Genomic DNA, 25,156 nt, shown 5'->3' on the forward strand with positions numbered 1-25,156 from the left:
TATTTCAGCATACGTAATAGTGAATCCAATGACTGCCGTGGTGTCAAGAGAATACCGCACCGCGGTCCTCCGGGCCCCGCCCTGCGCGCCCCGCCCTTGCGACGCTCGCTCACGTTTGGTGCCCTTTCCCGAAACGCTCGCTCACCTTTGCCGGGTTCTACCGAAACGCTCGCTCACGTTTGCCGTCTGGTGGACAATGTCAGCAACGAGCCAAAGGAGTTCCGCCATGCCAGAAGTCCTGACTTCCCGGTACCTCTTCGGACCGGGGCCGAGCAATTGCTATCCGGAAGTGACTGCCGCGTTGGCCTATCCGGTGATCGGGCACCTGGATCCGGTGTTCATAGAACGCCTGGACCGGACATGTGCAGGGCTCCGGGCAGTGTGGGGGACCCGGAACGCCCGCACCCTGCCATTGAGTGCCACTGGTTCCGGCGGCATGGAGGCTGCCTTCGTCAATACAGTGTCCGACGGCGACGTGGCGGTAATTGCCGTCAACGGGCTTTTCGGGGAGCGGATGTGTGAGGTTGCCCGGCGATGCGGTGCCACCGTGGTCCGCGTCGACCATGAATGGGGCCAGCCCGTGGATCCGGAGCGGGTCCTCGCAGCGCACCCCCACCCGAAGGTGATTGCCGCCGTCCATGCCGAAACCTCCACAGGTGTCCTGTCCGACGTCGCGCCCGTCGGCGCCGGCAAGGGTGACGCGCTCCTGATCGTGGACGCGGTGACGTCCATCGGCGGGCTGGAACTCCTGGCCGACGGCTGGGGGATCGACGTCGGGTACGCCGGAACGCAGAAGTGTCTGGGAGCGCCCCCCGGTTTGTCCCCCTTCACGGTGTCCGAGCGCGCGTTCGAGCGGCGCATCAAGGAGCCACGTTCGTGGTACCTGGATATCGGCCTTCTGGGCGGGTATGTTGGTGCGGCGAGCGGCAGCCGGACGTATCACCACACAGCGCCGGTGACCATGATCGCCGGACTCGAGGCAGGGCTGGACCGCATCTTGGCGGAAGGGCTCACGGCTGTTCAGGCCCGGCATCGTACTGCCGGGGCTGAGTTGCGGGATGGCCTCGAGGCGATGGGGCTCGAGCTGTTTGCCGCCGAGGGCTCGCGATTGCCGAGCCTCACAACGGTCAAAGTGCCCGACGGCGTGAACTCGGCCGCCGTCCGCGCTTACCTTCTGGAGAACTTCAGTATGGAAATCGGCTCCGGGGCGGGCGCGTTTACGTCGACCGTGTGGCGGATTGGCATGATGGGCCCGAATGCCAACAGGGCATCGGTGACGCTTGTCCTTGGCGCGTTGGAAGAGGCGATCGCCAAAGCCTGACGCTCGCTCACATGTCGGCGCTCAAGCCATGACGCTCGCTCACGTATGCAGGCCATTTCCGAAACGCTCGCTCACTCCTGGCGGCCGAGAATAGCGGAACCCTCCTGCGGATGTGAACTGCAGCAGGGTTCCGTCGTTTGGCACTATACGTGAGCGAGGGTCACGCCGATCGGCGTTATATCTGAGCGAGCGTCACGCCAAAGGCCACCATACGTGAGCGGGCGTCGGCCCGGACGGCCTTGTTTGTGAGCGGGCGTTACAGGCCGAGTTCGGCTTTGAGCGCTGCCACGTGGCCTTGGGCCTTGACTTGGTACTGGGTCAGCTTGACCTTGCCTTCGCCGTCGAGCACGACGGTGGAGCGGACCAGTCCGTCGACCACTTCGCCGTTCACTAGCTTCTCGCCCCAGGCACCGTAGGCGAGGGCCACAGCGTGGTCTTCGTCGGAGAGGAGCGGGAACGTCAGGGAGTAGTCTCCGGCGAAGTGTGCGATCTTTTCCGGAGCGTCGGGGGAGATGCCCAGGACTTCGTAGCCGGAGGACTGCAGGCTGGAAAGGCTGTCGCGGAAGTCGCAGGCCTCGGTGGTGCAACCGGGGGTGGCCGCTTCCGGGTAGAAGTACACGATGACGTTGCGTCCACGGTAATCCGACAGCGAGACCTTCTGGCCCTCGGAGTTAAGCAGCGCGAAATCGGGGGCCTGGGTTCCGGCGAGGAGTTTCTGGGTCATGTTGCGATCCTTGACTTGTCGGGCAACCGCCGTGGCCGGCGATCAATCTATAGGTGTAACGGGCTGCCTAGATGCAGTATTCCGCGGGTCCGCGGACTGTGGAGCCTGGTCCGGGCACGAATTGGTAGCCGCCTCCACGAACTGTGGCGATGACATGGCGGGCTGAGCCCAGCTTGCGCCGGACGCGTCCAACATACACGTCGATGGACCGAAATGCCGCGCCGGGACAGTCAAGTGACTCCAAAAAGCGTTGCAATTCTTCACGTGGGATGGCCCGGGACAGGTTTTCCACGAGGTAGCGGAGGAGGCTGTGTTCCATCGCTGTGAAGCTGACAGGCACACCGTCGAGGAGGACGGTGTCCGCAGCCAGGTCTACTGCCACGGTGCTGCGTCGGCCGGCCAGTGAGATCGGCGGGATGGCAGGGGCCGGGCGATTTCCGGCGTCGGACGCACTCGACGCCGGAGCGGCGTCGAACGCTTCCGAACCGGAAGCCCCCTCCGACCCGGAAGAATCACCGGACGTTGCAGCTCCGGCGGCGGGCCAAAGGAGGACTTCCGCCCCCGGAGCAAGTTTGCGGGCCCGGGCCAGGACCGCTTCAGCGGCCCGGGACCAAACCTCGGGATCGATTTCGCGGCCTTCACCGGGCTGTACCCACACGGCGAGTCCGCGCGGGTGCATCCCGGGCCGAACGAGACCAGGCCGGAGCGCGGAAGGCCGGGGGGCGGGCTGGTGCCGCGAGGCATTGAGCCGTGCGGGCAGTTGCCCGTACGGGGCATGGACATTGACGGCCATGGCTTGGCCTTACACGCCGCCGCGGCGAATCAGCTTGCCGCTGGGCGTCCGGCCGTCGATCTCGCTGCCGCGCAGGTACGTTTTGCGTACGACGCCTGAGAGCGCCTTGCCGTCGTACGGCGTGATCGGGTTCTTGTGCTTGAGCTTCTTGACGTCGACGACGAACGCGTCGTCCGGCGCGAAGATCGAGAAATCGGCGTCGTAGCCGAGAGCCAGCTGGCCCTTGTTGTGCAGGCGGGCCAAGGCGGCGGGCTTCTCGGACATCCAGGACACTACTTGCTCCAGGGAGATGCCGCGGTGCCGTGCTTCGGTCCAGATCAGCGAGATCCCCAGCTGCAGCGAGGAGACGCCGCCCCATGCCACGGCAAAGTCGCCGTTTTCCAGGTCCTTGAGGTCAAGGGTCGAGGGGGAGTGGTCAGAGACGATGCAGTCGATGGTGCCGTCCTGCAGGCCCTGCCAGAGCAGCTCGCGGTTGGAGGCCTCGCGGATGGGCGGGCAGCACTTGTACGCGGTGGCGCCGTCGGGGATTTCCTCGGCCATGAGCGTGAGGTAGTGCGGGCAGGTCTCCACCGTGAGGTGGACGCCGTCGCGCTTTGCCGAAGCGATCATCGGGAGAGCGTCCGACGACGAGAGGTGCAGGATGTGCGCACGCGCGCCGGTCCAGCGGGCACGTTCGATGACCTCGGCGATGGCCTTGTTCTCGGCGCCGCGCGGGCGGGAGGCAAGGAAAGTGGAGTAGTGCGCGCCGCCGGGGTGGGGTGCATGGTCGATCGCGTGGGAGTCCTCGGCGTGGACGATCATAAGCGAGTCGAAGGACTTGAGCTCGGCCATGTCCTCTTCCATCTCGTCCGCGTCCAGGTGCGGGAACTCGTCCACGCCGGAGTGGAGCAGGAAACACTTGAAACCGAAGACGCCCTCGTCGTGCAGCGGGCGAAGGTCCTTCTTGTTGCCCGGGATGGCGCCGCCCCAGAATCCGACATCCACGAACGCCTGGTCCTCGGCGACTTCGCGCTTGAGCTTGAGGCCTTCAACGTTGGTGGTGGGCGGGATGGAGTTCAGCGGCATGTCGATGATGGTGGTGACGCCGCCGGCTGCCGCAGCGCGGGTGGCGGAGGCGAAGCCTTCCCATTCGGTGCGGCCCGGCTCGTTGACGTGCACATGGGTGTCCACCAGGCCCGGGATGAGGGTTTCGTCGTCGCCGAGTTCGATGACTTCGGTGCCCGTCAGGCCGTTGCCCAAGGGTTCGATGGCGACGATCACGCCGTTGCGGACGCCGACTTCGCGGGCGGTGATGCCGGCGGTGGTGAGGATGCGCTGGCCCCGGATGACCAGGTCAAACGGGCCGTGTGCTGTGGTGGTTTCTTCAGACATGGAGTTGCTCCTTGGTCTCGGTTCGCGCTGCGACTTGGGTGGATGCCGCTTTTTCAGAGAGGCGCACGCCGATGTGCTTACCTAATTCTTCAAGCAGCGGGCCTGCTTCAGCTATACATTTCTCTACATTGGATTCGAGCTCGGTCAATGCGTGGACCGACTCGAAACCGGACTCCGAAAGTTGTTCCGGGCTCAGCGTACTGCGGCCACAGACGGCAATCACAGGGATCCCGGAACGTGCCGCCGCCCGCGCCACGCCCATAGGCGTTTTGCCGAGCAGGCTTTGTTCGTCGAGGCTGCCTTCGCCGGTGATCACCAGGTCCGCGCCCGCCAGCCGCTGCTCGAGTTCAGTGAATTCGAGGACGACGTCGATGCCCGGCCTGCGTGCCGCGCCCAGCGCCGCGATGGCGATGTAGCCGACGCCGCCTGCCGCGCCAGCGCCTGGAGCCTGTGCGGCGTCCTGGGCTTCGGACCCGATCTCGTTGGCGAGGACCTGGACGAAGTGGGCCAGAGCCGCGTCGAGCGAGGCGACGTCGTCCGGCGTCGCGCCCTTCTGCGGTCCGAAGATCGCGGCGGCGCCGGTGCGGCCCAAAAGGGGATTGTCGACGTCGGACGCCAGGACGAACTCGGTGACCTCCAAGCGGACGTCGAGGTTCGAGAAGTCGATCCGGTCCAAGCGGGCCAGGGCCGCGCCGCCGCCGGGGAGTTCGTTGCTGTCCGCGTCGAGGAGGACCGCGCCGAGGCCCTGCAGGACGCCGGCGCCGCCATCGGTGTTGGCACTGCCGCCGACACCGAGGATGATGTGCCGGCAGCCGAGGTCCAGGGCGGCGCGGATGAGCTCGCCCGTGCCCAGGCTTGTGGAGTTCTTGGCCGTTTCGGAGTTCGGGGCGCTGCCGTCACCGAAGCCGGGCAGTACGGCGAGTCCGGAGGCCGCCGCCATTTCAATGACGGCTTCCTCGCCGCGGACGGCGAATTCGGCCGTGATCGGCTGGCCTGTGGGTCCGGTGACCGTGGTGCTGCGGCGGGTGAAGCCGGAGCCGACGGCGGCGTCGAGAGTCCCTTCGCCGCCGTCGGCCACTGGAATGAGCGTGGTTTCAAAGCCTTCGCCCGGGCGGCCGGCAGCAAATCCGGCCCGCAGTCCGGCGCTCAAGCGGCTGGCGACCTCGGGAGCTGACAGCGATCCCTTGAACTTGTCCGGGGCTATGACCACACGCATTCCGTACCTCCTTCAGTACTTACTAGTCCAGCAGGGCGATGATCGCAGTGGGTGCGTCTTCGCCGCGTTCGGCCAGCTCTTCGAACTCGTTCACGCCGTTGATTTCAACACCCATGGAGATGTTGGTGATCTTTTCCAGGATCACTTCGACCACCACGGGAACCTTGAACTCGTCCATGAGTGCCTTGGCCTTGTCGAACGCGGCAGGCAGGTCGGACGGGTTCTCCACGCGGATGGCCTTGCAGCCGAGGCCCTCGGTGACCTTGACGTGGTCCACGCCGTAGCCCGCTGCGGTTGCAGAGAGATCAGTGCTGTTGATGTTCTCGAACGCCAGGGACACGTTCTGTTCCATGTTGAAGCCGCGCTGCGACTGGCGGATCAGGCCCAGGTACGAGTTGTTCACCACCACGTGGATGTACGGCAGGTTGAACTGTGCGCCCACGGCCAGCTCTTCGATCATGAACTGGAAGTCGTAGTCACCGGACAGGGCAACAACGGTCTCGTCCGGCTTGCCGCGGACAACGCCCAAGGCGGCCGGGCATGTCCAGCCCAAGGGGCCGGCCTGGCCGGCGTTGATCCACTTGCGCGGGCCGAAGACGTGCAGCAGCTGTGCACCGGCGATCTGCGAGAGGCCGATGGTGGATACGTAGGTGGTGTCCTTGCCGAACGCCTTGTTCATCTCTTCGTACACGCGCTGCGGCTTGATCGGCACGTTCTCGAAGTGGGTCTTGCGCTGCAGGGATCCCTTGCGGGCAGTGCACTCGGCGACCCAAGCGGAGTAGTCCGGCAGGGACTTTGCTGCCTGGCGCTCGCGTGCCAGTTCGATCAGCTCGTCCAGCGCCGCACCGGCGTCGGACGCGATGCCGAAGTCCGGCGAGAACACGCGGCCGATCTGCGTGGGCTCGATGTCGATGTGCACGAACTTGCGGCCCGCCGTGTAGGTGTCCAGGCCGCCGGTGTGGCGGTTGGCCCAGCGGTTGCCGATGCCGATCACGAAGTCGGAGGCCAGCATGGTCTCGTTGCCGTAGCGGTGAGAGGTCTGCAGGCCCACCATGCCGGCCATCAGCTCGTGGTCGTCCGGGATGGTGCCCCAGCCCATCAGGGTGGGGATGACCGGAACGTTCAACAGTTCGGCCAGTTCAACCAGCTGCGCGGAGGCGCCGGCGTTGATGATGCCGCCGCCGGCGACGATCAGCGGGCGCTCGGCTGCGGTGAGCATGTCCAGTGCCTTTTCCAGCTGCTTGCGGCTGGCCTTCGGCTTCTCGACGGCGATGGGCTCGTAGGCGTCGATGTCGAACTCGATCTCGGCCATCTGCACGTCGAACGGCAGGTCCAGCAGGACCGGGCCCGGACGTCCGGAACGCATCAGCTGGAAGGCCTTCTGGAAGGCGCCCGGAACCTGGCCCGGTTCCAGGATGGTCATGGCCATCTTGGTGACCGGCTTGGCGATGGACTCGATGTCCACGGCCTGGAAGTCTTCCTTGTGCAGCTTGGCAACGGGGGCCTGGCCGGTGATGCAGAGCATGGGGATGGAATCTGCCCAGGCTGCGTACAGGCCGGTGATCATGTCCGTTCCTGCGGGGCCCGAGGTGCCGATGCAGATACCGATGTTTCCGTCCGCTGCACGGGAGTAGCCGTCAGCCATGTGGCTGGCGCCTTCAACGTGGCGGGCCAGGGTGTGGCGGATGCCGCCGTGTGCCCGCATCGCGGAATAGAACGGGTTGATTGCCGCGCCTGGCAGGCCGAACGCCTCGATGGCGCCTTCCTTTGCCAAGATGGCGACGGCTGCGTCTACAGTGCGCATCTTCGTCATGGTGTGCTCCTTGAAAGTCTGTTTTTGGGTGTTGTAGGGGAGCCGCCGTCGTGAAGTACGACGGCGGTTGCCCGGTTTTGCTTGTTATCGCGCCTTAGCGCGTGGCTTTACTTTCGGCCGCTGAGCTGGAGGACCTGCTTGAAGAGGCCCGAGTGGTCGAGTCCGCCGTCGCCCTGGTTGACAGTGGCGGCCACGAGCTGCGCGACGACGGCGCCGAGCGGGATTGCGACGTTGGCTTCGCGGGCTGCGGAGGTGACGATGCCGAGGTCCTTGTGGTGGAGGGCCAGGCGGAAGCCGGGGTCGAAGTTGCGGTCGAGCATCTTCTGGCCCTTCTGGTCGAGGACCTTGGAGCCGGCCAAGCCGCCGCCGAGGACCTTGAGGGCTGCGTCCGTGTCCACGCCGTAGGCCTCAAGGAAGGCGATGGCCTCGCCGAGGACCTCGATGTTGACGGCCACGATCAGCTGGTTGGCTGCCTTGACGGTCTGGCCGGAGCCGGAGGGGCCGACGTGGACGATGGTCTTGCCGACGGCGTTGAGGACATCCTGTGCCGCTTCGAAGTCGGCTGCGTCACCGCCGACCATGATGGACAGGACGGCGTCGATGGCGCCCTGTTCGCCACCGGAAACGGGGGCGTCGAGCGGGCGGATGCCGGCCGCGACGGCGTCTGCCGAAAGGCGGGCTGCGACGTCCGGGCGGATGCTGCTCGCGTCGATCCAGAGGGTGCCCTTCTTCGCGTTGGCGAAGACACCGTCCGGGCCGCTCACGACACCTTCGACGTCGGGGGAGTCGGGCACCATGGTGATGACGACGTCGGCGTCCTTGACGGCGTCGGCGATGCTCGTGGCACCCTTGCCGCCTTCGGAGACGAGCTTGTCGATCTTGTCCTGGCTGCGGTTGAACCCGGTGACGGTGTGGCCGGCCTTGACCAGGTTGATGGCCATGGGAAGGCCCATGATTCCGAGTCCGATAACTGCAACGTTGCTCATGATTTTCCTTACTGAAGTCTTTGTTTTAGCTCAGGTGTGCTGGACCCAACTAGCTCGCAGTTGATGTCGTTTTGAGGGCTCTAAACGACAACAACTGCTACTCAGTTGGCGGGTTCGCTAGTGGGAGGTGGCGCGCTGGCGGATGGCCCAGCTGAACGCCGTTTCCTGCGGTTCCTTGTATTCGAGGCCGATGTAGCCTTCGTAGCCGAGTTCGCGGCTGCGGGCGATCCATTCGCCGAGGGGAAGCTCACCGGTTCCGGGAGCCCCGCGGCCGGGGTTGTCGGCGATCTGGATGTGGCCGAAGTCCTTGGCGTGGTTTTCGATGACGGCTGCGACGTCGTCCCCGTTGACTGCCAGGTGGTAGAAGTCGGCGAGGAGCTTGACGTTCGTGGCGCCGGATTCTTCCTTGACGCGGGCGATCACCTTGAGGGCGTCGGCGGCCTTGAGGAGCGGGTACTTGGGGGCGCCGCTGACGGGCTCTAGGAGGACGGTGCCGCCGATGCGTGCGACGCCATCCGCCGCGCTGGCGAGGTTCTCGGCACCGATGGCGTCCTGCTTCTCGGGGGATTCGCCGTCCACGCGGTTGCCGTAGAGGGCGTTGAAGGCCTTGCAGCCGAGCCGCTCGCCGATGCCTGCGACGACGTCGATGTTGTCCAGGAACTCGGAGGAGCGGGCGGGCCAGGAAACCAGGCCGCGGTCGCCGCCGGGCATGTTGCCGGCGTTGAAGTTCAGGCCGGTGAGCTGAACGCCAGCGTCCTTGATAGCGTTCTCGAACTCGGTGACCTGGGCGTCCGACGGAACGGAGGTCTCAAAGGGCCACCAGAATTCGACGGCGTCAAAGCCGGCAGCCTTCGCAGCTGCGGGGCGCTCGAGCAGGGGCAGCTCCGTCAGGAGGATGGAGCAGTTCACTGTGTACGTCATCGTAGGTGTCCTTCCGGGGGAGGGCTTGGGATCCATCTTCCGCTTGGCTTGTCCTCTTGGGCTAGTTCGCCTCTTCGAGTTTCCGCTTTGTGGAATTTAGATTCTGCTTTATGAAAAGTTTAGGGAAGGAGGGGGTGGGAGTCAAGGGGGTCTTTCGTGTGGAACGGGTTTGGGATACCAAGTGACGGGCTTGGGTGGGCTGGTGGCGTATCCGGCGTGGGCAGTGTCAAGGTATGCGAATCACCAGCTAGGCTTCAACTTGCGCAGTGGCGTGCTCTTCGTCGTGATTGCGGGTGCTCTCTTCGTCGCTGGAGCACCATTTCCCGTCTTTGTTGTCTTCTTTTGCGCTGCGTTCGCCCTCAACATTGCTTTTGTTGTCATATGGGCCCGCAGAGACGCTTTGGCGGCCTATTGCCAGATTGAGAGCGAACCCTAAAGTCTGCCTTTGATGAGTTCTTCTGCTCACCAGAACTAGGAAGGTCCGACAGCGATTCACAACCGGCGCCCGAAACGACGTTCATCCGCGCGTTTGAAATTGTGCTTGCTCCCTTGTGTCTGTTCTGGTGCGCAGCGTTTGGGGCGCATTGGGAGGAGCTGTGCCTAACAAAGCCATCACTCTGGCGCATCAAGGCAAACATTCCCGCGCTCAGAGCCGTGTATAGGTACCGGTCGGCGGATTCATCAGTTCTGTTTCCTTCCGTTTCTCAATCCCCTAGCGCAACGGGTCCAAAATGGACCTGCCGGCGCAATTTCATGGGTCATTGTTCAACTCGGCCTGAAGAGATAACGGATGGAAGGCTCGAAAGGCCTGGACGAAAAAGTGTGGATATCGCGCTTTGGAAAGGCTGGGGTCATGACGATCATTTTGATGCTTATCAATAACAGTTTGTGGACTGGCAGAAATGTAATTCGGGAGGCACTGACGGTTGCCTTGGCGTTTGCCCTTTCGCTTTGGCTTCGTAGCCCTATCTGACTTTGCGAGTCACTGGCTTGAGTTTCGCGGGAAAAGGACAAGGAAGTCTAAGCCCTCGGACTTGACCCCCACGCGGTGTCCAGGGATCGATTGCCGCGGCACGGGCGCTGATGGACCATCCCAACTTTACGAGGATGAAACATAGACGAGAACGCGGTATTGGGTATCGGCGGCACGAGGGGAATTCAGTTTGAGGCCCGACCCTACGTTGGGGTGGTCGGCGGCGACTGCGTGGGACTGCTGCGGTGGGTACGGTGAAACACTGGCCTGGCCCCAAGCCACCTCGCCTCAATTCCGAATCCACAGACTCGACGATGCTCCGTGCGACTTATCGGTAACACGGAGACGAGACTCCGTGAACGCCATTTGCGCCTCCGTGTATGGCCTTTTTGCACGGAGATTTGGGTTTCAGACCACTGAGTTTTCCGATTTCACCACTTAGACCGGGAAAACATGCCTTTGGATTGTGACAGGGATCGGGATCGCCGGTCCCGGTCACAATCGAAGGAGGAATCATGGAAGCAACGAGCCGCCCGTCCATCAAGTCGGTCACTTTCGCAACTGCGGTCAGCGTGGCAGGACTTGCCCTTGCCAGCGTGAGCGTCATGTACATCGCCGGAATGTTCGGTCTATCCAGCACGTTCGCCTCACAGATCGTAACGGCAGTAGAGGTCGGCGGGATTGCCCTTGCCATCGTGATGGGGGTGCTTTCCGGCGGCATAGCAGCGGCAGTCATCGCGACGGCGCGCTGGGCCATCCTCCAATGGGGTAAGCGGGCAGCGATCGCCTAGCTGCAGCAGCGACGGTACCGAAATTGCGCATGAGCGTCAGGAACGGCGATAAGCCATTGCTCCTCGTTGCGATGATGCTGTCCCTGGCGCTCATGCTGGCCGGATTCACCATCGGTTTCCAAACGGACATGGCCGCTCAATCCGAATCACCTCAGCCGATGTCCCCTGAAGCTGGCCTTACATGGCTATCCGCGCTGGGACGGATTCTCGCGGCAAATGTACCCGCCTTGTGTCTTTTGTTTTCCGGAGTCATTACCGGGGGAGTCTCGACGCTGATCGCATGGCCACTCACAGCAATCTACATCGGCTCCACAATGCGCCTCGGCCGGACACACATGGGAATTGGTGAGGTGGTGGCCTCGATTTGGATTTATGCACCGATCGAATTTCTAGGCCTTCTGTTGGGCGCCGGGGCTGGGCTCATACCCGTCGCCGCCGCTATCCGGTCAGCTCTTTCCGCTTCTGAGGCAGCAGGACCGCTGCGGCAGTATCTCGCTATGTTCCCATTGGCCCTAAAGATCTTCGGAATTGCTTCAGTCCTTGTCCTTGCCGCAGCTCTCCTCGAAGCCACAGTTTTAGTTACAAAAGGATTCTCCCCATGACGTTATCGTCGTTGAGTGTGGAACAGCCGGGCGGAGATAAGCCCTCTCGGAGACCGCAAAGGAACACGTCCCCTCTTGTTTGGATGTGTTCCGCCGGGGCACTTTTGGGTCTCCTGCTGTTGAGGAGCAAACAGCTTCACGGAGTCGTAGCAGGAAAAGTTGCGCAGACCGATGCCGCTAGGGCGATTAGTGACCCAGCGGTTACCGAGCTCGCCGTGAACGTGGGGTTCTACGTCGGAGTCGTCCTCTCAACACTACTTTCGACGCTGTACTTTTCGTTGACGTCCATCGCAGAGAGCACCTTCTTTCCTGGGCTAAAGCGTGGAGGATTCCGTTTCCGAGTCGGACTACTGGGGTGCACGGCAATCGTGTCCCTTCTGGGCGTCCAGCTAGTCAGCCTTCTGTTGTCGCTGACTTCTCCGAAGGACCACTGGGCGACATTCGTATACGTGGCCCTCGTGGCGGCATGCTCTCCCTTCATGTTCCGAAAGCAGTGGTCGAGTTCTTCGTCCACAACGACTGCGGCCATTTTCGCCACCTCGCTCGCAACGGCAGCGGTCTCTCTTGCTCTCTGAATCCTAGAAAGGATACGACATTGATTTACTCATCAAGGGTCCGAACCATCGCCACCGTTCTCGTACTCGCGTGTATCGCCGGCAGTATCGTCGTGGGGCTCATTCACGAACCGAGGACTCCACTGCTTGCATGGACGTCCTTGAGCGTTGGAGCGATCTCCCTGTTGGTAGTGCTCGCAACAAAACGAAATCCCAAGCGCGATGCGGTTCTATTTGTTATCAGCGGGATGGCCGGCGGAGTGTTCATAGCTGCCGCGACAGTGGGCTTCCCGGGCACGCTTCCGTTATGGCTCTGGACGATAGGCATCATCTGTATCGGAACCGTGGCCCTCATCGTCGATGCGGAGTCTGCCCAAAGTAAATCCGTCAATCGTTTCTAGGCGTCGGCAATGGGAAGCCTGAGAGCGGCTTACAAATTATCGGGGGTGCGCATACTGGCCTTCACGGGATGGCCGATATCCATCCGCGCACTCGTGGTCCTTGGAGTAACTAGTGGGGTTGCTTTGGTCTGTGCTGTTCTGGCGGGATCCCTATTTTTGATGCGGCTGCTCCATGAGGCGTTGTCCTTCGACGGCGTGCACGCCTATTTGGGCAGCACTGCAAGGATGGCAATCATCCTGTTGGCGCTCGCCGTCTGCCTTTATATCTCCGTCGGTGCGCTCGCACGGGAAGCACTCAGCAGCCGAAGATTTGCAGTTCGGTTCAATCCAAACAGGCAGCTCTACCGGGCGACCGATGTTTCGATGCACCACGTGTTCCTGGCCGAGGCAGGTCCACGGGCTGCCATCTTGTTTGGTTTGTCGGGCGCCGTCTGCACCGCGGCCTGGGTTGTTGTGCAAGAGGACGGTGGTAGCGGCGGACCATTGGAACTGACACTATTAGCTGCCCCATTCGCCCTGACTGCGTCCTGGCTCGCCTTGAGTTCCAAGCTGGCCGCAAGTGACCCTCGTCTTCCGAGCCTTGCCGTGGGATGGACCTTCTTCGCCGGGGGATGCCTCCTGGCCGCGTTGCTGGGGGCCATCCTCGCCCGAGGAGTGCTGGCACTAACCTCGGCAGCGGCCGGGTATGACCTGCGACTCAACGCAACCGGCGCAGAAGGCGGCTGGATCGCGACCGCGGTGGCGATCGCCGTCGTCGTATTTTCCTTTCTCACAATCCGAAACGTTGGAGCGATCAAGAGGCAATCGTTTCCGATAACCGCGAGCGTTCCGCGGCGCGTCAGGGAGTCCGTATGGAGGGCGACGACGCCGGTAGCCATGCTTTGGCGGGTCCTCATAGTTAACCTCGTCAGGGACAAGTCGTTTGCCCTGTTCCGTGGAATCGGAATCTGCCTGCTTCTGGCCGCTGCCACTGCGATCGGCTTTCGGTGGGGCGGGATAGGGCCGGAATTCCTTCGGGAGATCCCCGGAGTTCGGGGCGCGGGTGCCTGCATCGTTTTCATGGTGGGAGTTGCCGGGAATGAACTCATGTGCAAGGCGAACAATCCGATCGGACTTCTTTCGCAGCTGAGGTACAGCTGGGAATCCGGATTCGGCCTCACGTCGCTTGCGTGGGGCGTGACCCTGAGTCAGTCTGTGCTGCTGGCGCTGCTTGCGGCACCAGCGATCGGAATCGTTGTCTGGGCTGCAACCGGCGTCCTGCCCGTCGAGACTCTCCTGATTCCATGGTCGATTGCGAGCAGCAACATCATTGGGAACGCCTACAGCAAGGTCAAAGTCAGGCAGGCCGACGGCTCGATGGAAATGTCCCTGGCGGCAGCGTTTATTGGCTTACTGCTTGCAGTTCCGGTGCTCGGACTTATCCTCTCGGGCAACGTCCCCGCAACCATTTCCGCCGTCATTTACACGGCTCTTCTCACTGGAGGTGCAAAGATTTGCCTGCAACGCAGAATTCTCTACCAGAAATAGTCTTTGACCGCGTGTTTGCCGGATATTCCGCCGAACGTCCCGTCTACGAAAACGTGTCCTTCTCGTTTATCGGGCCAGCCCTGATCCACTTGAAGGGAAAGAACGGATCCGGAAAATCGACCTTCGTCGAACTGGCCAGTGGCTATCTGTCTCCGTGGGCCGGAACGGTCCTCGTCAACGGAGCGAGCGCCGATGACCCTGGAAGTAGAAGCCGGCGGAGGGTATGCCGGTCAGACGCGTCGCTCTTCGCTCAGATGACCGCACGGGATCACATCGTGTTTGCATGCATTGCCCGAGATGTCGATCCTGGTCCCGAAATACTCCGGGCGACCCGGCTCGGCATGGAACCGTGGCTAGGCGAGAACGCGGGGAACCTGTCCACAGGAAATGTGCGCAAACTTTGGTACGTCATGAACACCGTCGGCCAGTTCGATTGCGTGGTCTTGGATGAACCGTTCAATGGCACTGACACCGAGGGCATGGCCTACATGGTTGAGGAGATCAGACGCTGGGCGGAGTTCAAACTCGTGGTTATCGTGACGCATTCACTCCAGGACTTGTTCCTGGAAGCGGTTACCGTCCGGCTCGAGGATCTCAAGTCGCAACCCGTTGACGGGCTGGACGCAGGAAGCTTGGGGGCGAAATGAGAATCGTCGTTGATGGCGTCGGTGCGAGCTACGGCGCAAAGGAGGTGCTCCGAGACATTTCCTTTGCTTTGAACCCGGGAGAGGTAGTCGGGCTCGTTGGTCCCAATGGACATGGCAAGACCACGTTGATGAAGCGAATGCTCAACCTTATTCCTGGAACCGGTGAGACGACGTTCGACGGAAAACCCTATCGACTCCTAACACGGCCACAGACAGCAGTGGGATCACTGCTGTCCGCGGAGGGTTTTCACCCCGGCCGGTCGGCTATGAACCATCTTCGGATGATCGGGGCGGCTTCTGGCATCTCAAGACGAAGTGCTGAGTTCGCACTCGATCGGGTGGGTCTAAGTGAGTATGCGACGAAGTCGCCCGCTTCCTACTCGATGGGGATGAAGCAACGTCTCGCGCTCGCAGCGGCACTGATGACCGAGCCTCAAGTGCTGATCCTTGACGAACCCATCAATGGGTTGGATGTGGACGGTGTTTATTGGTTTCGGAACACAATCCGCAGCTTGGCGGGGGAGAGCAAGACCATCTTGCTTTCGACGCATATTTTGAGCGAGCTAGAGAAACTCGCGGACCGCGTCTTGGTTCTGCACGGTGGAGATCTCCGGGCTGATTGTCCGATGGAAGAACTCAAGACAACGACTTCAGGGCCAGCGGTCACCATCGCAGTGGACCGTCCCCGCGAGTTCGCCGCTCGATTGCGCGCCGAAGATGGGTTGATCGTGACCTTCAACGGGGAGTCTCTAGTCATCGACGGAATGACGGCGAGAGACGTGGGAACCCTGGCCAATAAGCTTGGCTTCACGCTCTTTGAACTATCGACGACGCTTCGTACTTTGGAGGACGGGTACAACGACATTGTGGGCCGTGGAGTCCATGAATCTCAGTGCCGGGGATCTGGGGGTAAGCCGTGAGGGACGCAATCCACTACGAGTGGGTCCGGCTGACTACAACTCGTGGGTTCCACGTCCTGACCGCTGCGACGATTTTGGTATCTGTCCTGTTCAGTTGGGCGATATCCCTGATGATCGCCAACATGGCTCCAGAAATGACCACCCAGGCTGCTGGCGAGGCGGCCACGGTGGCAGCCACACGTTCTCCTTTGGTGCTCCTTGCCGCTGGCCTTCTTGGGATCTTCTCTTTTGGCCAGGAGAAGCGATACGGGACGCTTTGCCTGGCACTCTTGGCGATGCCCCAACGGAGCGCCCTGTTCGCGGCCAAGGTGGTGATGACTTTGCTGGTGACAACGACGTGGACGACCGCGTCCACGCTGATGTCCGTGATTGTGTCGAATGCTGTCCTGGGAAGCTCGAACCTCCTCGAATCCGACCCCGCGGTTCTGGTTGGCTGTTTGGTCCTAGCGAACGGATGGGCTCTTCTCGGCATAGGAGCAGGACTCCTCTTGCCCCGAACAGGTGCGGTGGCCTTGCTGGTCGCTGGATCAGCGCTGGTAGAACCCTTGCTGGGTCAACTGGTGGAAAGAATTGAGATTTGGGGGACGTCCGCAGCCGCTTTTCTCCCGTTCAGGGCAGGATCGTCGCTCATCGGTTTTGCTGATCCAGCGCTCGGTGCGATTGTCGCTGAGACTTTCCCCCGTCTCCCGGCTCTAGCCGGCGGCGGATTGTTCTTCCTTTATGTAGCAGTTCTCCTAGCAGCGAGTTACAGGAAAGGAGTCGTCAAAGCCCAGTAATTGATCGATCGCCGACGCTAGATTTGCGTTCAACGCATGGATCAAGCGATTCAAAGAACACTTGAAGTTCCCGCGACAAGAAAAGGATTCTGAGGTGACGGATAGGCTGCTGACGGGTCAACAGATTCAGGCTCGGGAGAATGTGAGGATGGGTACCGGTATCCGTCGTCGGATTTCGCGCTGCACGCGGCTTATCAAAGGTACGTCGTTGATTGCCCTGGCTCTCATTGGCCTGACTGCCTGCGGCGCCGGTCCCGTCGTACCGACCAATGATGTCTCCGCCATCAAAGAAGACCTGATGAAGCTCCAGGGAACCAACGGCCTCATAATGAGGCCCGAATCATCGACTCTCGCCAAAGGATCGGTCCACGGGACGTATCTTGCCGCGAGACTCCTCGACACGAGCTTTCCCGCTGTCGTAAGTGAGCGAACCCGAGATGAACTGGAACGGGTGCTGAAGGCGCCCGAAACCGATCAGATCACTCAGCTCAAGGCGCTTGTGGCGCTAAAGCGCTCTGGGTCTCCATCCTGGGGGAACTACGGTTCGATCATCGAGCAAGGTAGGGCGGCGCTTCCGGCCACCGTGACTTTCGCAAAACTCAGCGGGTACATCGAGCTGGTGGATGTTCTGGTGCAGCTTGAGCCTAACGCGAGGTTGGCGCGACTGGAGGCGTTCGATGCAGACCCCGGGGTTGAAGACCTACTTTCCGGAGCACTGATGGCGCTCTCCAACTCCATGTACTTCTCAAACAAAGAAGAAGTGAGATCAATGTTTCCGGCCGTCCAGTCCGCTCTCCCGCAGCTCATTGATTCATCCAAAGGAAAGGGCCTGAATTATTTTCGGGCGTTGACCGCCATGACGAGCGCAAGTCGGTCCGGACTCGGATCAAACGACTTCGACAAAGCGGCCGAGGAACTCCGGACTCTGAAGGGCTGCAAAGAATTCCCGTCCTTGTATCGGATGGAAGCAGACAAAGCGTCACCATGCAGTCTGTCAATTTCGGCCGCAATGATCGCGGTCCCGGGTGCCTACGACTTCGGGGAGAACAAATGACAGCGGTGCTGCGTCTTGAGAACATCGCCAAGTCCTTTTTAGATGATCGCGGGACGCGACAGTTGGTCCTTTCTGGAATCAGCCTGAACGTCGAGGCTGGCGAAATCGTCTGGCTGCGAGGTGAGTCGGGTTCGGGGAAGTCAACGATCCTGAACATCTCCGGACTCCTATCGACTCCCGATGCCGGCAAAGTGTGGATCAACGGTGACGACAGGACCGACGCCTCGTCCCGGGAAGCGAGTCGGGTCCGCTCGAACGAAATTGGCATGGTGTTTCAGGGCAGCAACCTGTTGCCCGAACTTACGGCGTTGGAAAATGTCCTCCTTGCCAGCAGCAAGCCCATGACACGCGCAACGATTACGGAGCAGCTGGAACGCTTCGGATTGGCGGCGGTCGCTGACCGGCAAGCGAAAAGGCTTTCCGGCGGGCAGCAGCAAAGAGTCGCGTTTTGCCGTGCGCTGATCAACGAACCGTCATTGCTATTGGCCGACGAACCAAGTTCGGGTCTCGATGCGACAAACACTGAGGCCATCCTGAACGCCATGCTAACGGGGGCCAACAGCGGGTGCGGCATCCTCGTTGCTTCCCACGACGAAGTTTTCCAGCAAGTGGCCCACCGTCAGCTTCCTATGAAGGAGTTGTTCCTTGAACAGAAATAGGGTCTTTGCTGCAAGGTCGGTGCGGCTTTCCCTCTCGAAATTGAGGCCACTCGCGGTCCTGATGAGTCTTGGCATCGCGGTATTCATATTCGCCGACAGCATCGTAGGGGCCGGAATAAGCTCATACTCAAACAAGATCAGCACCAATTCCGCCCTGAATTACGTGGAGGTGACTTCAGTAGGCCCGGACTCAGCTCGTGAGATCACTGATGAATCATTACCCCGGTTCAGCCAAATCGATCACGTAGTGCGATCCTCCGGTTGGGCACAAATAGACCTCGCCATAGAGGACCCTGCGAACTGGCCATCACCGAACAACCCCGGTGCATTCATGGGTACGCCATTCATCAGCGGCATCACTCCGAAAATACTGCTGGGAGACGTCTCCGGGGACGGCCCTGGGGAAGGCCAGATCCTGCTTCCCGACAAGGGGCAGGGCCAGAGATACGCCCAGCTGCTCGGCAAGGAAATGAGCTTTGTGTACACGAAGGAAATCGGCCCTGGCAATGGGGAACCTGTTTCCATATCTCTCCGCGTCTCAGGTATCTATGACAACTCGTCGCCGGGTACCGATGGCGCACAGGCTGCTTACGTATCCAGTAAGGTGCTCCAGTCAACGCTCGCCAATGCCCGGCCGAATACAAAAGCGCCGACCTACCCCCGCGCATATGTTCGCGTTGACTCAGCAGACGAAGTGGTCAATGTACAGAACCAAGTCCGAGCGCTCGGATATTCAGTGAACAGCGTTGCGGGCCAAATCCGGTCCCTCTCAGGCCTCTTCGCTCTTCTCGCCCTTGTCAGCTGGGCGATCGGTGGGTTCTTGATCATCTTCTGCCTCGGGGTCGGAGTGTCTGTTGGTGGAAGTTGGATCAAGCAGAGAGCTCGCGAAGTGGGTCTCCTCAAAGCCATCGGCTGGTCGGGGGCCTCGATAGCAGGGGTTTACATGGTCGAGTTGGCCGCAGTGGGTCTGATCATTGGCGTTGTGGGAGCGCTCCTGGGAACTCTTTGCTCCGTCATAGGAACGGCGGTCTTCAGCGGACTGCAGCTCGACCTCCTGCCGGTGGCTGCGTGGGCCATGCCCAACTGGTTGCTCGTGCTCGGGGCGCTCTTCTGTGTTCCTTTGTTCTTGTGCCTTGGAGCCGTTGGGCACGTCGCAAGACTCGCTCGGCTTGACGCGGATTCCTCGCTGAGGGACCTGTAGCTCCCCCCAGTGCCCCAGACTCCGAGCAAACCGCCCCCGACCGCGTCTTCCGCCGTCGGGGGCGGTCCGAATACTTCGGCTTGGCGCGAGGTGTCCGCGACGTATTTGCCGGTCTTGAACCAGACGAGCATGGAGTTCATGTCCTTGACCATAGGGACCCCGAACTCGAAGCCAGGATCTAGTCCAGATCTGCCCGGAATGCTTCAATGTCCACGCGCGGCAGGTGCCGGCGGCTGGCGATCAGTTGTTCTGTTTGGCGGCCGCGTCGGCGTACGGGCTGGAGCTCAGCCACCTCGTGGCCTTCGCGGGTAACGATCAACGTTTCGCCACGAGCGACCCGCTCAAGCACTTCGTCGCCATGGTTCCTTAGCTCGCGCACCGTCACAGTTCCCATGCACCAAGTGTGTCACCGCTGATACGGGTGCGTTCTTCGTTCGTAGACCCGCGGTAGCAAGAGATCACGGAAGTCGGGCGTGTCTGTTTACAAGCCACCTAAGCGACCGAGCCCCTCCCCAATTTCCCGCCCGATCCGCCGCAATAGTTCCGCCGACAACACAGGGTCCTTCGACGAGTCCAGATCCGTATAGTCCGCCAGGGTGTAGACGTGCGAAAGAGACATCTCGGACCACCGCTCCTGCCGCAGCAAGGAGCGCCCCGCGACGGCGATGATCGGCCGCGTACCCGAGCGGCGCGCGACCGCGGCCGGCAGCTTTCCGGCGAGGGTCTGCTCGTCGATGCTGCCCTCGCCGGTCACCACCAGATCGCAGCTGTCCCTGCGGTTGTCGAAGTCCAGGAGGTCGAGGAAGTAGTCCGCCCCGGAGACCTGGGAAGCACCCAGCAGCATGCACGCGAAGCCGATCCCACCGGCGCTTCCAGCGCCCGGATGCTCGGCAACGGAAGCTGCATCCTCAAACCCAACGGAGGCGAGCACGGAGACAAAATGCATCAGACCGGCGTCGAGCGCTGCAACATCCGCAAGCGATGCGCCCTTCTGCGGACCGAACACCGCAGGAGCTCCGTCCGGTCCGCGCAGCGGGTTGTGCACGTCGCTCGCAACAATCAGTTCCGTCTCGGCCAGCCCGGAAAGCAACGTCCCGAGAACGGAATGAACAAGGCCAAGGTTCCGCCCGTTGCCTTCCAAAGAACGGCCGGAGGCATCCAGGAAGCGCAAGCCCAGAGCGGTGAGCATGCCCATTCCTCCGTCGGTGCTCGCGCTGCCTCCGAGCGCCAGCACGATCCGAGCCGGCCTCAACGAAAGGGCAAAGAGAACAGCCTCGCCAAACCCGCGACTCGACGCATCCAGCGGCAAAAGCCGTCCGTCCGGCAAGAGCCCCAAACCGCAAGTGTTCGCTACCTCCACAACAGCAGTGACGCCGTCGAACGCGATGCTCGCTTGTGCGGGCTGGCCAGTGGGGCCGCTCACCGTGCAGCCGTGGCGGGCGAACCCGGAGGCGACGGCGGCATCAACGCTGCCGTCACCTCCGTCCGCCAGCGGCAGCAGCTCACAGCGAACTGCTCCGACGGAACGCAGCCCTGCCGCCAGGGCGTCTGCCACCTCGCCGGCCGTGAGGCTGCCTTTGAACTTGTCGGGCGCGATGAGGACGGTTTTCGGGGCGGTTGCGTTACTCATGTCAGATGGATTCCGAATAGGCGGGGTGGCGATCGGCGGGCTGAAAGGGCTCGACGGCGGCAGCGGGCGCCGGAAGATCGGCCACCTGAATCGGCTCCACAGCTTCGCCCGCGAAGACACTGCGGACGCGGTCGGCGTCGAGGGTGCGGTCCCACCAGGCGATGAACAACGTGGCGACGGCGTTGCCCGTGAAGTTCACCAGGGCGCGGCATTCGGACATGAACTTGTCGATGCCGAAGATGAGCATGATGCCCGCCGCCGGGATGGTGCCGATGGTGGCCAACGTTGCAGTGAGAGCGATGAATCCGCCGCCAGCAACACCGGCAGCCCCCTTGGACGTAAGCAGCATGACGGCGATGAGTCCCAATTGCTGGCCGATGCTCAAGTGCGTGTTGGTGGCCTGGGCGATATACACGGCGGCCAGGGAAAGGTAGATCGCTGCGCCGTCGAGGTTGAAGCTGTAGCCGGTGGGGACAACGAGCCCCACTGTCTCCTTCTTGACCCCCGCATGCTCGAGCTTGCGCATCAGGCCCGGCAGCGCCGGTTCGGCGGTCGAAGTGCCCAGGATGATCAGGTATTCCTCTTTGAAATGCCTGATCATCGTGAAGATGTTCAGTTTCAGGAACGCCATGACGGAGCCAAGGACCACCACCACAAAGAGGATCGAGGTGACGTAGAACAGCGCGATCAACCCGCCCATGCTTGTCAGCGAGGACACACCGTACTTGCCGACCGCGAAGGCCATGGCGCCGAAGGCACCCAGCGGCGCGGCCTTCATGATGAAGCCCAGGATCTTGAACATCACGCCGGTGAGCCGCTGCACGCCGTCGAGCACGGGGGCGCCAAGCTTGCCCATCGCGTTCAACGCGATCCCGAAGACCACCGCGATGAAGATGATCTGGAGAATATCGCCCGCAATGAAGGGCTGGACGATGCTCGTGGGGATGATGTTGGTCAGGAACTGCCACCATTCCTGGTGCGCGCCGGCATCGATAAGCTGGGCCGCGGCGGCGGTGGTCTTGATGGTGCCCGCAGTAGCGTTGACGCCCTCGCCAAGCCGGAAGATATTGATCGCCACCAAACCGAACGCCAACGCACAAATCGTGCCGATCTGGAAGTACGTGAGAGCCTTGAGGCCCGTCATCCCGACCTTCTTAAGGTCCGCGACGCTCGCGATTCCGCCGACGATGGTCAGGAAGACGATCGGCCCGATGAGCATCCTCATCGCATTGACGAACGTGGTTCCGATCGGTTCCATGGCGGTGCCTGCGGTCGGCGCGAGCCAGCCGAGCAGGACGCCAATGAGAATGGCGGTCAGTACCCAGAAATACAGTTGCCGGTACCAGCGTTTTTTGGGGGCCGGGGTCGGATGACCGGCGGTTGATGAGTGTCCCATGTTTCCTACCTCATTGTGGAAAATCTCTGGAGAGAGCTGAAAGGGTAAGCGGCGTCCCGAGGGCCCCGACGCGAGCTTGCGAGCGTTGGGAAGGGACCTCCGCGACGTTCGACGGCGGCCGGCCAGCCGCCGTCGAACGCCACCGGAGTTGCGGCTGCTTTAGACGGCGGCCAGCGAGTGGCTAAGAGCCTTGATGATGGCTTCGGTGACGTCGTCCGTGGTGGCTTCGCCGCCGACGTCGCGGGTCAAGAACCCGGCGGCGGTGGTCTGCTCGATGGCGGCCTCGACCAGGCGGGCTTCCTCGTGCAGGCCGAAGTGGTCCAGCATCAGGGCGGCGCTGGCGATGGCCCCGATCGGGTTGCTGATGCCCTTGCCCGCGATGTCCGGCGCGGAACCGTGGACGGGCTCAAACATCGACGGGAAGCGCCGCTCAGGGTTCAGGTTTGCGCTCGCGGCGAGGCCGAGGCTGCCGGAGAGGGCGGAGCCGAGATCGGAGAGGATGTCGGCGTTCAGGTTGGACGCGACCACCACTGACAGTTCCTCGGGGTGGAGGATGAACTTGGCGCTCATGGCGTCGACCAGGACGCTCTCGGTCCGCACGTCCGGGTAGTCGAGGGCGACGCGTTGGAAGGTTTCGTCCCAGAGGACCATGCCGTACTGCTGGGCGTTGGACTTGGTGACCGACGAGACTTTCTTGACCGTGCGGGTCCGGGCGAGCTCGAAGGCGAAGCGCATGATGCGCTCGCAGCCTTTCTCGGTAAACAGTGCGGTTTGCAGCGCTACTTCGTTCCCCGGGCCGCGCCCGCTCAGGTTGCGTCCGCCCAGGCCGGCGTACTCGCCTTCGCTGTTTTCGCGGACAACGATCCAGTCGAGCTCGGTGTTGTCAGCTTTGCGGAGCGGGGACTGGATGCCGGGGAGGAACTTGACCGGTCGGATGTTGGCCCACTGGTCGAAGTTCTGCGTGATGTTCAGGCGCAGGCCCCAGAGGCTGATGTGGTCCGGGACGTTCTCCCAGCCGACGGCTCCGAAGTAGATGGCGTCGAAGTCCTTGAGGGCGTCAAGGCCCCTGGGGTCCATCATCTGGCCGGTCTTCTCGTAGTAGCCGCAGCCCCACGGGAACTCGGTCCATTCAAAGGCGAACTTGCCGGCGGAGTTCGCGGCCAGGGCGTCCAGGACGCGGCGTCCCGCGGAGACAACTTCTTTGCCCACACCGTCTGCGGGGATCGACGCGATGCTGAATTTCTGGGTGGCGCTCATGCCTACCTCCTCGTTGAGTTTGTTAGCAGAGTCACACTGCTTTCCTCTTCAAGTAGACGGGCGGCGGGTAGGCGGCGTCCAAGACTTAGTTTCGATACAACTGATAGGTAATGCCTATTGGTTTCTAGTTATTGGTGCGCTCGGTGTGCTCCGCGGCGACCTTCAAGAACGCTTTGGCCGCCGGGGTGAGGTTGTCCTTGCGGCTGAGCACCGCGACGTCCAGATGGGTCACCGGTTCGATGAGCATTGTGCGCAGTCCGGCCTTGTGCGCAGTCCGGCCTTGTGCGCGGTGGGAGCCCACGACGACGGCATCACCGCGTGCCCGACGCCCGCCAGGACCAGGGGCAAGATGGAGGTCCGGTGGGCAACTTCGACGACGATCTCCACCTCAACGCCGTGCGCCAGGGCGTCATCCACGAGCCAACGCATAAGGGAGCCTCGTTGGCTCGCAATGATGCGCTGGCCCCCGAGATCCTCGCGTTGGATGGCCGTTTGCTCGGCGCCGAAGGAGTCGGCCTGCGGATTGACGATCAGGATGAGCGGTTGCTTTTCGAGTTCGATGACCTCGACGCCTGGAACCAGGATCGGCGTAGGCGAGCCGGCCAGGCCGATCTCGGAGCTGCCATTCCGGACTGACTCGATCACTTCTTCGGGAGTGAACGCGGCACTGACGTTGAGCCGGACTGCGGGGTAAACCTTGGTGAAGGCGGCGATCATGGACGTCAGCGGCTCGATGCCGGGGGACGGCATGGTGATGATGTCGAGTCGACCGCTCCTGATCCCCTGGAGTGACTGGACCGCTGATTGCGCGGCGTCGAGATCCCGCATGACGAGTCTGGCCGGGCCGACCAGCTCTTTGCCGGCTTCGCTAAGGACTGCCCTGCGGCCGATGCGGTGGAAGAGCGGAACGCCGAGCTCCTTCTCGAGGCTGGCGATCGTCTGGGAAAGCGAAGGTTGGGCGATGAGCAGATGCTCGGCAGCGCTGTTGAATCCGTCGTGGTCGACGACGGCGAGGAAGTACTTCAGTTTTCGCGTGTCCACAGTGCGGCTCCTCTGGCTGGGCTTCCGACACGATCGATAGCCTACGCCTATCAGTGACGCAAGCGATGGCCGGGCTATCCGGGCTCCTTCGGTGGCCGTCTCCATAAATCCTGCCGCTTATCAAGATTTTTCGCCGGGCGCCGTTCTTCGGCCTGTTAATGTCGTAGGTCCCTGGAATGCTTTGGTTATGGAGGGGACTCGGGGAACGCAGCTGATGGGATCCGGCGCGCCAGCGGGCTGCGCGGGTCCGGATGCTGCCGTGCCGGGCGTCCGGGTGCGGGATCTGATTGACGCCGTTGCTTCACTTCGGCCAGGTTCCGACCGCGCTGAATTGATTGACCAGTTGCGCGGCCTGGAAGATTTGAAGTCCGCCATCGCCGGCGCGCAGGCGAGGATCGCTGTCGCGTTCGATGCCGTCCAGCGCAGCACTGACGCGGCGGCCGGTGTCCCGGCCGACGAACGCGGGCGCGGCGTCGCAGCCCAGGTGGCTTTGGCCCGGCGGGAGTCCCCCGCCAAAGGATCCCGGCTCCTCGGACTCGCGAAGGCGCTGGTCACCGAAATGCCGCGCACCCTCGCCGCCTT

General features: G+C 62.2%; 24 protein-coding genes and 1 pseudogene. 12 read left to right on the forward strand and 13 right to left on the reverse strand.

Annotated elements, in window-relative coordinates; translation table 11 throughout:
• The first annotated feature begins 226 nt into the window (after nucleotides 1-226).
• Nucleotides 227-1,321, forward strand: a complete 1,095-nt coding sequence (locus BMF89_RS12790; RefSeq protein ID WP_078107484.1) for an alanine--glyoxylate aminotransferase family protein — start codon at nucleotides 227-229, stop codon at nucleotides 1,319-1,321.
• A 256-nt stretch (nucleotides 1,322-1,577) separates the two neighbouring features.
• On the opposite strand, the gene bcp is transcribed toward BMF89_RS12790, so the two are convergent.
• The 7 genes from bcp to BMF89_RS12825 all read right to left on the reverse strand — a co-directional run bounded on the left by bcp (nucleotide 1,578) and on the right by BMF89_RS12825 (nucleotide 9,145).
• Entirely contained in the window at nucleotides 1,578-2,045 is a 468-nt protein-coding gene (gene bcp / locus BMF89_RS12795; RefSeq protein ID WP_078107485.1) for a thioredoxin-dependent thiol peroxidase, read from the reverse strand.
• Between the two features lie 67 nt (nucleotides 2,046-2,112).
• Nucleotides 2,113-2,838 carry a winged helix-turn-helix domain-containing protein gene (locus BMF89_RS12800; RefSeq protein WP_078107486.1) on the reverse strand — a complete coding sequence of 242 codons (726 nt, stop codon included), beginning with the start codon at nucleotides 2,836-2,838 and terminating at the stop codon, nucleotides 2,113-2,115.
• Nucleotides 2,839-2,847: 9 nt separating this feature from the next.
• Entirely contained in the window at nucleotides 2,848-4,209 is a 1,362-nt protein-coding gene (allB, locus tag BMF89_RS12805; protein WP_078107487.1) for an allantoinase AllB, read from the reverse strand.
• A complete protein-coding gene (locus BMF89_RS12810) occupies nucleotides 4,202-5,425 on the reverse strand; it encodes a glycerate kinase (RefSeq protein ID WP_078107488.1) in 1,224 nt (407 codons plus the stop codon). Before BMF89_RS12810 ends, allB begins: the two co-directional genes overlap by 8 nt.
• Nucleotides 5,426-5,447: 22 nt before the next feature.
• The gene (gene gcl / locus BMF89_RS12815) at nucleotides 5,448-7,238 is read right to left on the reverse strand and encodes a glyoxylate carboligase (protein ID WP_078107489.1); all 1,791 of its coding nucleotides are present in this window, start codon (nucleotides 7,236-7,238) and stop codon (nucleotides 5,448-5,450) included.
• A 107-nt stretch (nucleotides 7,239-7,345) separates the two neighbouring features.
• Nucleotides 7,346-8,224 carry a 2-hydroxy-3-oxopropionate reductase gene (locus BMF89_RS12820; RefSeq protein WP_078107490.1) on the reverse strand — a complete coding sequence of 293 codons (879 nt, stop codon included), beginning with the start codon at nucleotides 8,222-8,224 and terminating at the stop codon, nucleotides 7,346-7,348.
• A 117-nt stretch (nucleotides 8,225-8,341) separates the two neighbouring features.
• On the reverse strand, nucleotides 8,342-9,145 hold the full coding sequence (locus BMF89_RS12825; protein WP_078107491.1) for a TIM barrel protein: 804 nt from the start codon (nucleotides 9,143-9,145) through the stop codon (nucleotides 8,342-8,344).
• A 1,488-nt stretch (nucleotides 9,146-10,633) separates the two neighbouring features.
• Here BMF89_RS12825 and BMF89_RS12840 point away from each other — a divergent pair.
• From BMF89_RS12840 to BMF89_RS12885, 10 genes are all read left to right on the forward strand, one after another.
• On the forward strand, nucleotides 10,634-10,909 hold the full coding sequence (locus BMF89_RS12840) for an uberolysin/carnocyclin family circular bacteriocin (RefSeq protein WP_139359642.1): 276 nt from the start codon (nucleotides 10,634-10,636) through the stop codon (nucleotides 10,907-10,909).
• Nucleotides 10,910-10,938: 29 nt separating this feature from the next.
• The gene (locus BMF89_RS12845; protein ID WP_139359643.1) at nucleotides 10,939-11,511 is read left to right on the forward strand and encodes a hypothetical protein; all 573 of its coding nucleotides are present in this window, start codon (nucleotides 10,939-10,941) and stop codon (nucleotides 11,509-11,511) included.
• Nucleotides 11,512-11,977: 466 nt separating this feature from the next.
• On the forward strand, nucleotides 11,978-12,466 hold the full coding sequence (locus BMF89_RS12855; protein WP_139359644.1) for a hypothetical protein: 489 nt from the start codon (nucleotides 11,978-11,980) through the stop codon (nucleotides 12,464-12,466).
• Between the two features lie 159 nt (nucleotides 12,467-12,625).
• A complete protein-coding gene (locus BMF89_RS21955) occupies nucleotides 12,626-13,993 on the forward strand; it encodes a hypothetical protein (RefSeq protein ID WP_171983480.1) in 1,368 nt (455 codons plus the stop codon).
• Nucleotides 13,994-14,046: 53 nt separating this feature from the next.
• A complete protein-coding gene (locus BMF89_RS12860; RefSeq protein ID WP_253190812.1) occupies nucleotides 14,047-14,640 on the forward strand; it encodes an ATP-binding cassette domain-containing protein in 594 nt (197 codons plus the stop codon).
• Nucleotides 14,637-15,560 carry an ATP-binding cassette domain-containing protein gene (locus tag BMF89_RS12865; protein ID WP_078107498.1) on the forward strand — a complete coding sequence of 308 codons (924 nt, stop codon included), beginning with the start codon at nucleotides 14,637-14,639 and terminating at the stop codon, nucleotides 15,558-15,560. Before BMF89_RS12860 ends, BMF89_RS12865 begins: the two co-directional genes overlap by 4 nt.
• Nucleotides 15,557-16,336: a hypothetical protein gene (locus BMF89_RS12870; protein ID WP_078107499.1), complete on the forward strand. Its 780-nt coding sequence runs from the start codon at nucleotides 15,557-15,559 to the stop codon at nucleotides 16,334-16,336. The genes BMF89_RS12865 and BMF89_RS12870 overlap by 4 nt, the downstream gene beginning before the upstream one ends.
• Nucleotides 16,337-16,484: 148 nt before the next feature.
• Complete coding sequence (locus tag BMF89_RS12875; RefSeq protein ID WP_139359645.1) at nucleotides 16,485-17,390, forward strand: hypothetical protein; 906 nt, start codon at nucleotides 16,485-16,487, stop codon at nucleotides 17,388-17,390.
• Entirely contained in the window at nucleotides 17,387-18,049 is a 663-nt protein-coding gene (locus tag BMF89_RS12880; protein WP_171983482.1) for an ATP-binding cassette domain-containing protein, read from the forward strand. Before BMF89_RS12875 ends, BMF89_RS12880 begins: the two co-directional genes overlap by 4 nt.
• Nucleotides 18,036-19,250 (forward strand): FtsX-like permease family protein, encoded by a 1,215-nt coding sequence (locus tag BMF89_RS12885; RefSeq protein WP_139359646.1) that lies wholly within the window; start codon nucleotides 18,036-18,038, stop codon nucleotides 19,248-19,250. Before BMF89_RS12880 ends, BMF89_RS12885 begins: the two co-directional genes overlap by 14 nt.
• 178 nt (nucleotides 19,251-19,428) lie before the next feature.
• Here the strand turns inward: BMF89_RS12885 and BMF89_RS12890 are convergent, their stop codons facing one another.
• The 6 genes from BMF89_RS12890 to BMF89_RS12910 all read right to left on the reverse strand — a co-directional run bounded on the left by BMF89_RS12890 (nucleotide 19,429) and on the right by BMF89_RS12910 (nucleotide 24,574).
• Nucleotides 19,429-19,644, reverse strand: coding sequence for a type II toxin-antitoxin system prevent-host-death family antitoxin (locus BMF89_RS12890; protein WP_171983483.1), 216 nt, complete (start codon nucleotides 19,642-19,644; stop codon nucleotides 19,429-19,431).
• Nucleotides 19,645-19,731: 87 nt separating this feature from the next.
• Nucleotides 19,732-20,880, reverse strand: a complete 1,149-nt coding sequence (locus tag BMF89_RS12895) for a glycerate kinase (RefSeq protein ID WP_078107503.1) — start codon at nucleotides 20,878-20,880, stop codon at nucleotides 19,732-19,734.
• A gap of 1 nt (nucleotide 20,881) precedes the next feature.
• Nucleotides 20,882-22,276, reverse strand: coding sequence for a C4-dicarboxylate transporter DctA (gene dctA, locus BMF89_RS12900; protein ID WP_253190810.1), 1,395 nt, complete (start codon nucleotides 22,274-22,276; stop codon nucleotides 20,882-20,884).
• 159 nt (nucleotides 22,277-22,435) lie between these two features.
• Complete coding sequence (locus BMF89_RS12905; RefSeq protein WP_078107504.1) at nucleotides 22,436-23,533, reverse strand: tartrate dehydrogenase; 1,098 nt, start codon at nucleotides 23,531-23,533, stop codon at nucleotides 22,436-22,438.
• A 124-nt stretch (nucleotides 23,534-23,657) separates the two neighbouring features.
• Entirely contained in the window at nucleotides 23,658-23,780 is a 123-nt protein-coding gene (locus BMF89_RS22625) for a hypothetical protein (RefSeq protein WP_290439677.1), read from the reverse strand.
• Nucleotides 23,762-24,574 carry a LysR family transcriptional regulator gene (locus tag BMF89_RS12910; protein WP_253190811.1) on the reverse strand — a complete coding sequence of 271 codons (813 nt, stop codon included), beginning with the start codon at nucleotides 24,572-24,574 and terminating at the stop codon, nucleotides 23,762-23,764. Before BMF89_RS12910 ends, BMF89_RS22625 begins: the two co-directional genes overlap by 19 nt.
• A gap of 187 nt (nucleotides 24,575-24,761) precedes the next feature.
• Between BMF89_RS12910 and BMF89_RS12915 the strand changes: the two are divergent.
• Nucleotides 24,762-25,156: pseudogene (locus BMF89_RS12915) on the forward strand (HNH endonuclease); the annotation flags it as partial.

The organism is Arthrobacter sp. SRS-W-1-2016 (assembly GCF_002009585.1).
In the GTDB taxonomy this organism is placed as follows: domain Bacteria; phylum Actinomycetota; class Actinomycetes; order Actinomycetales; family Micrococcaceae; genus Arthrobacter; species Arthrobacter bambusae_A.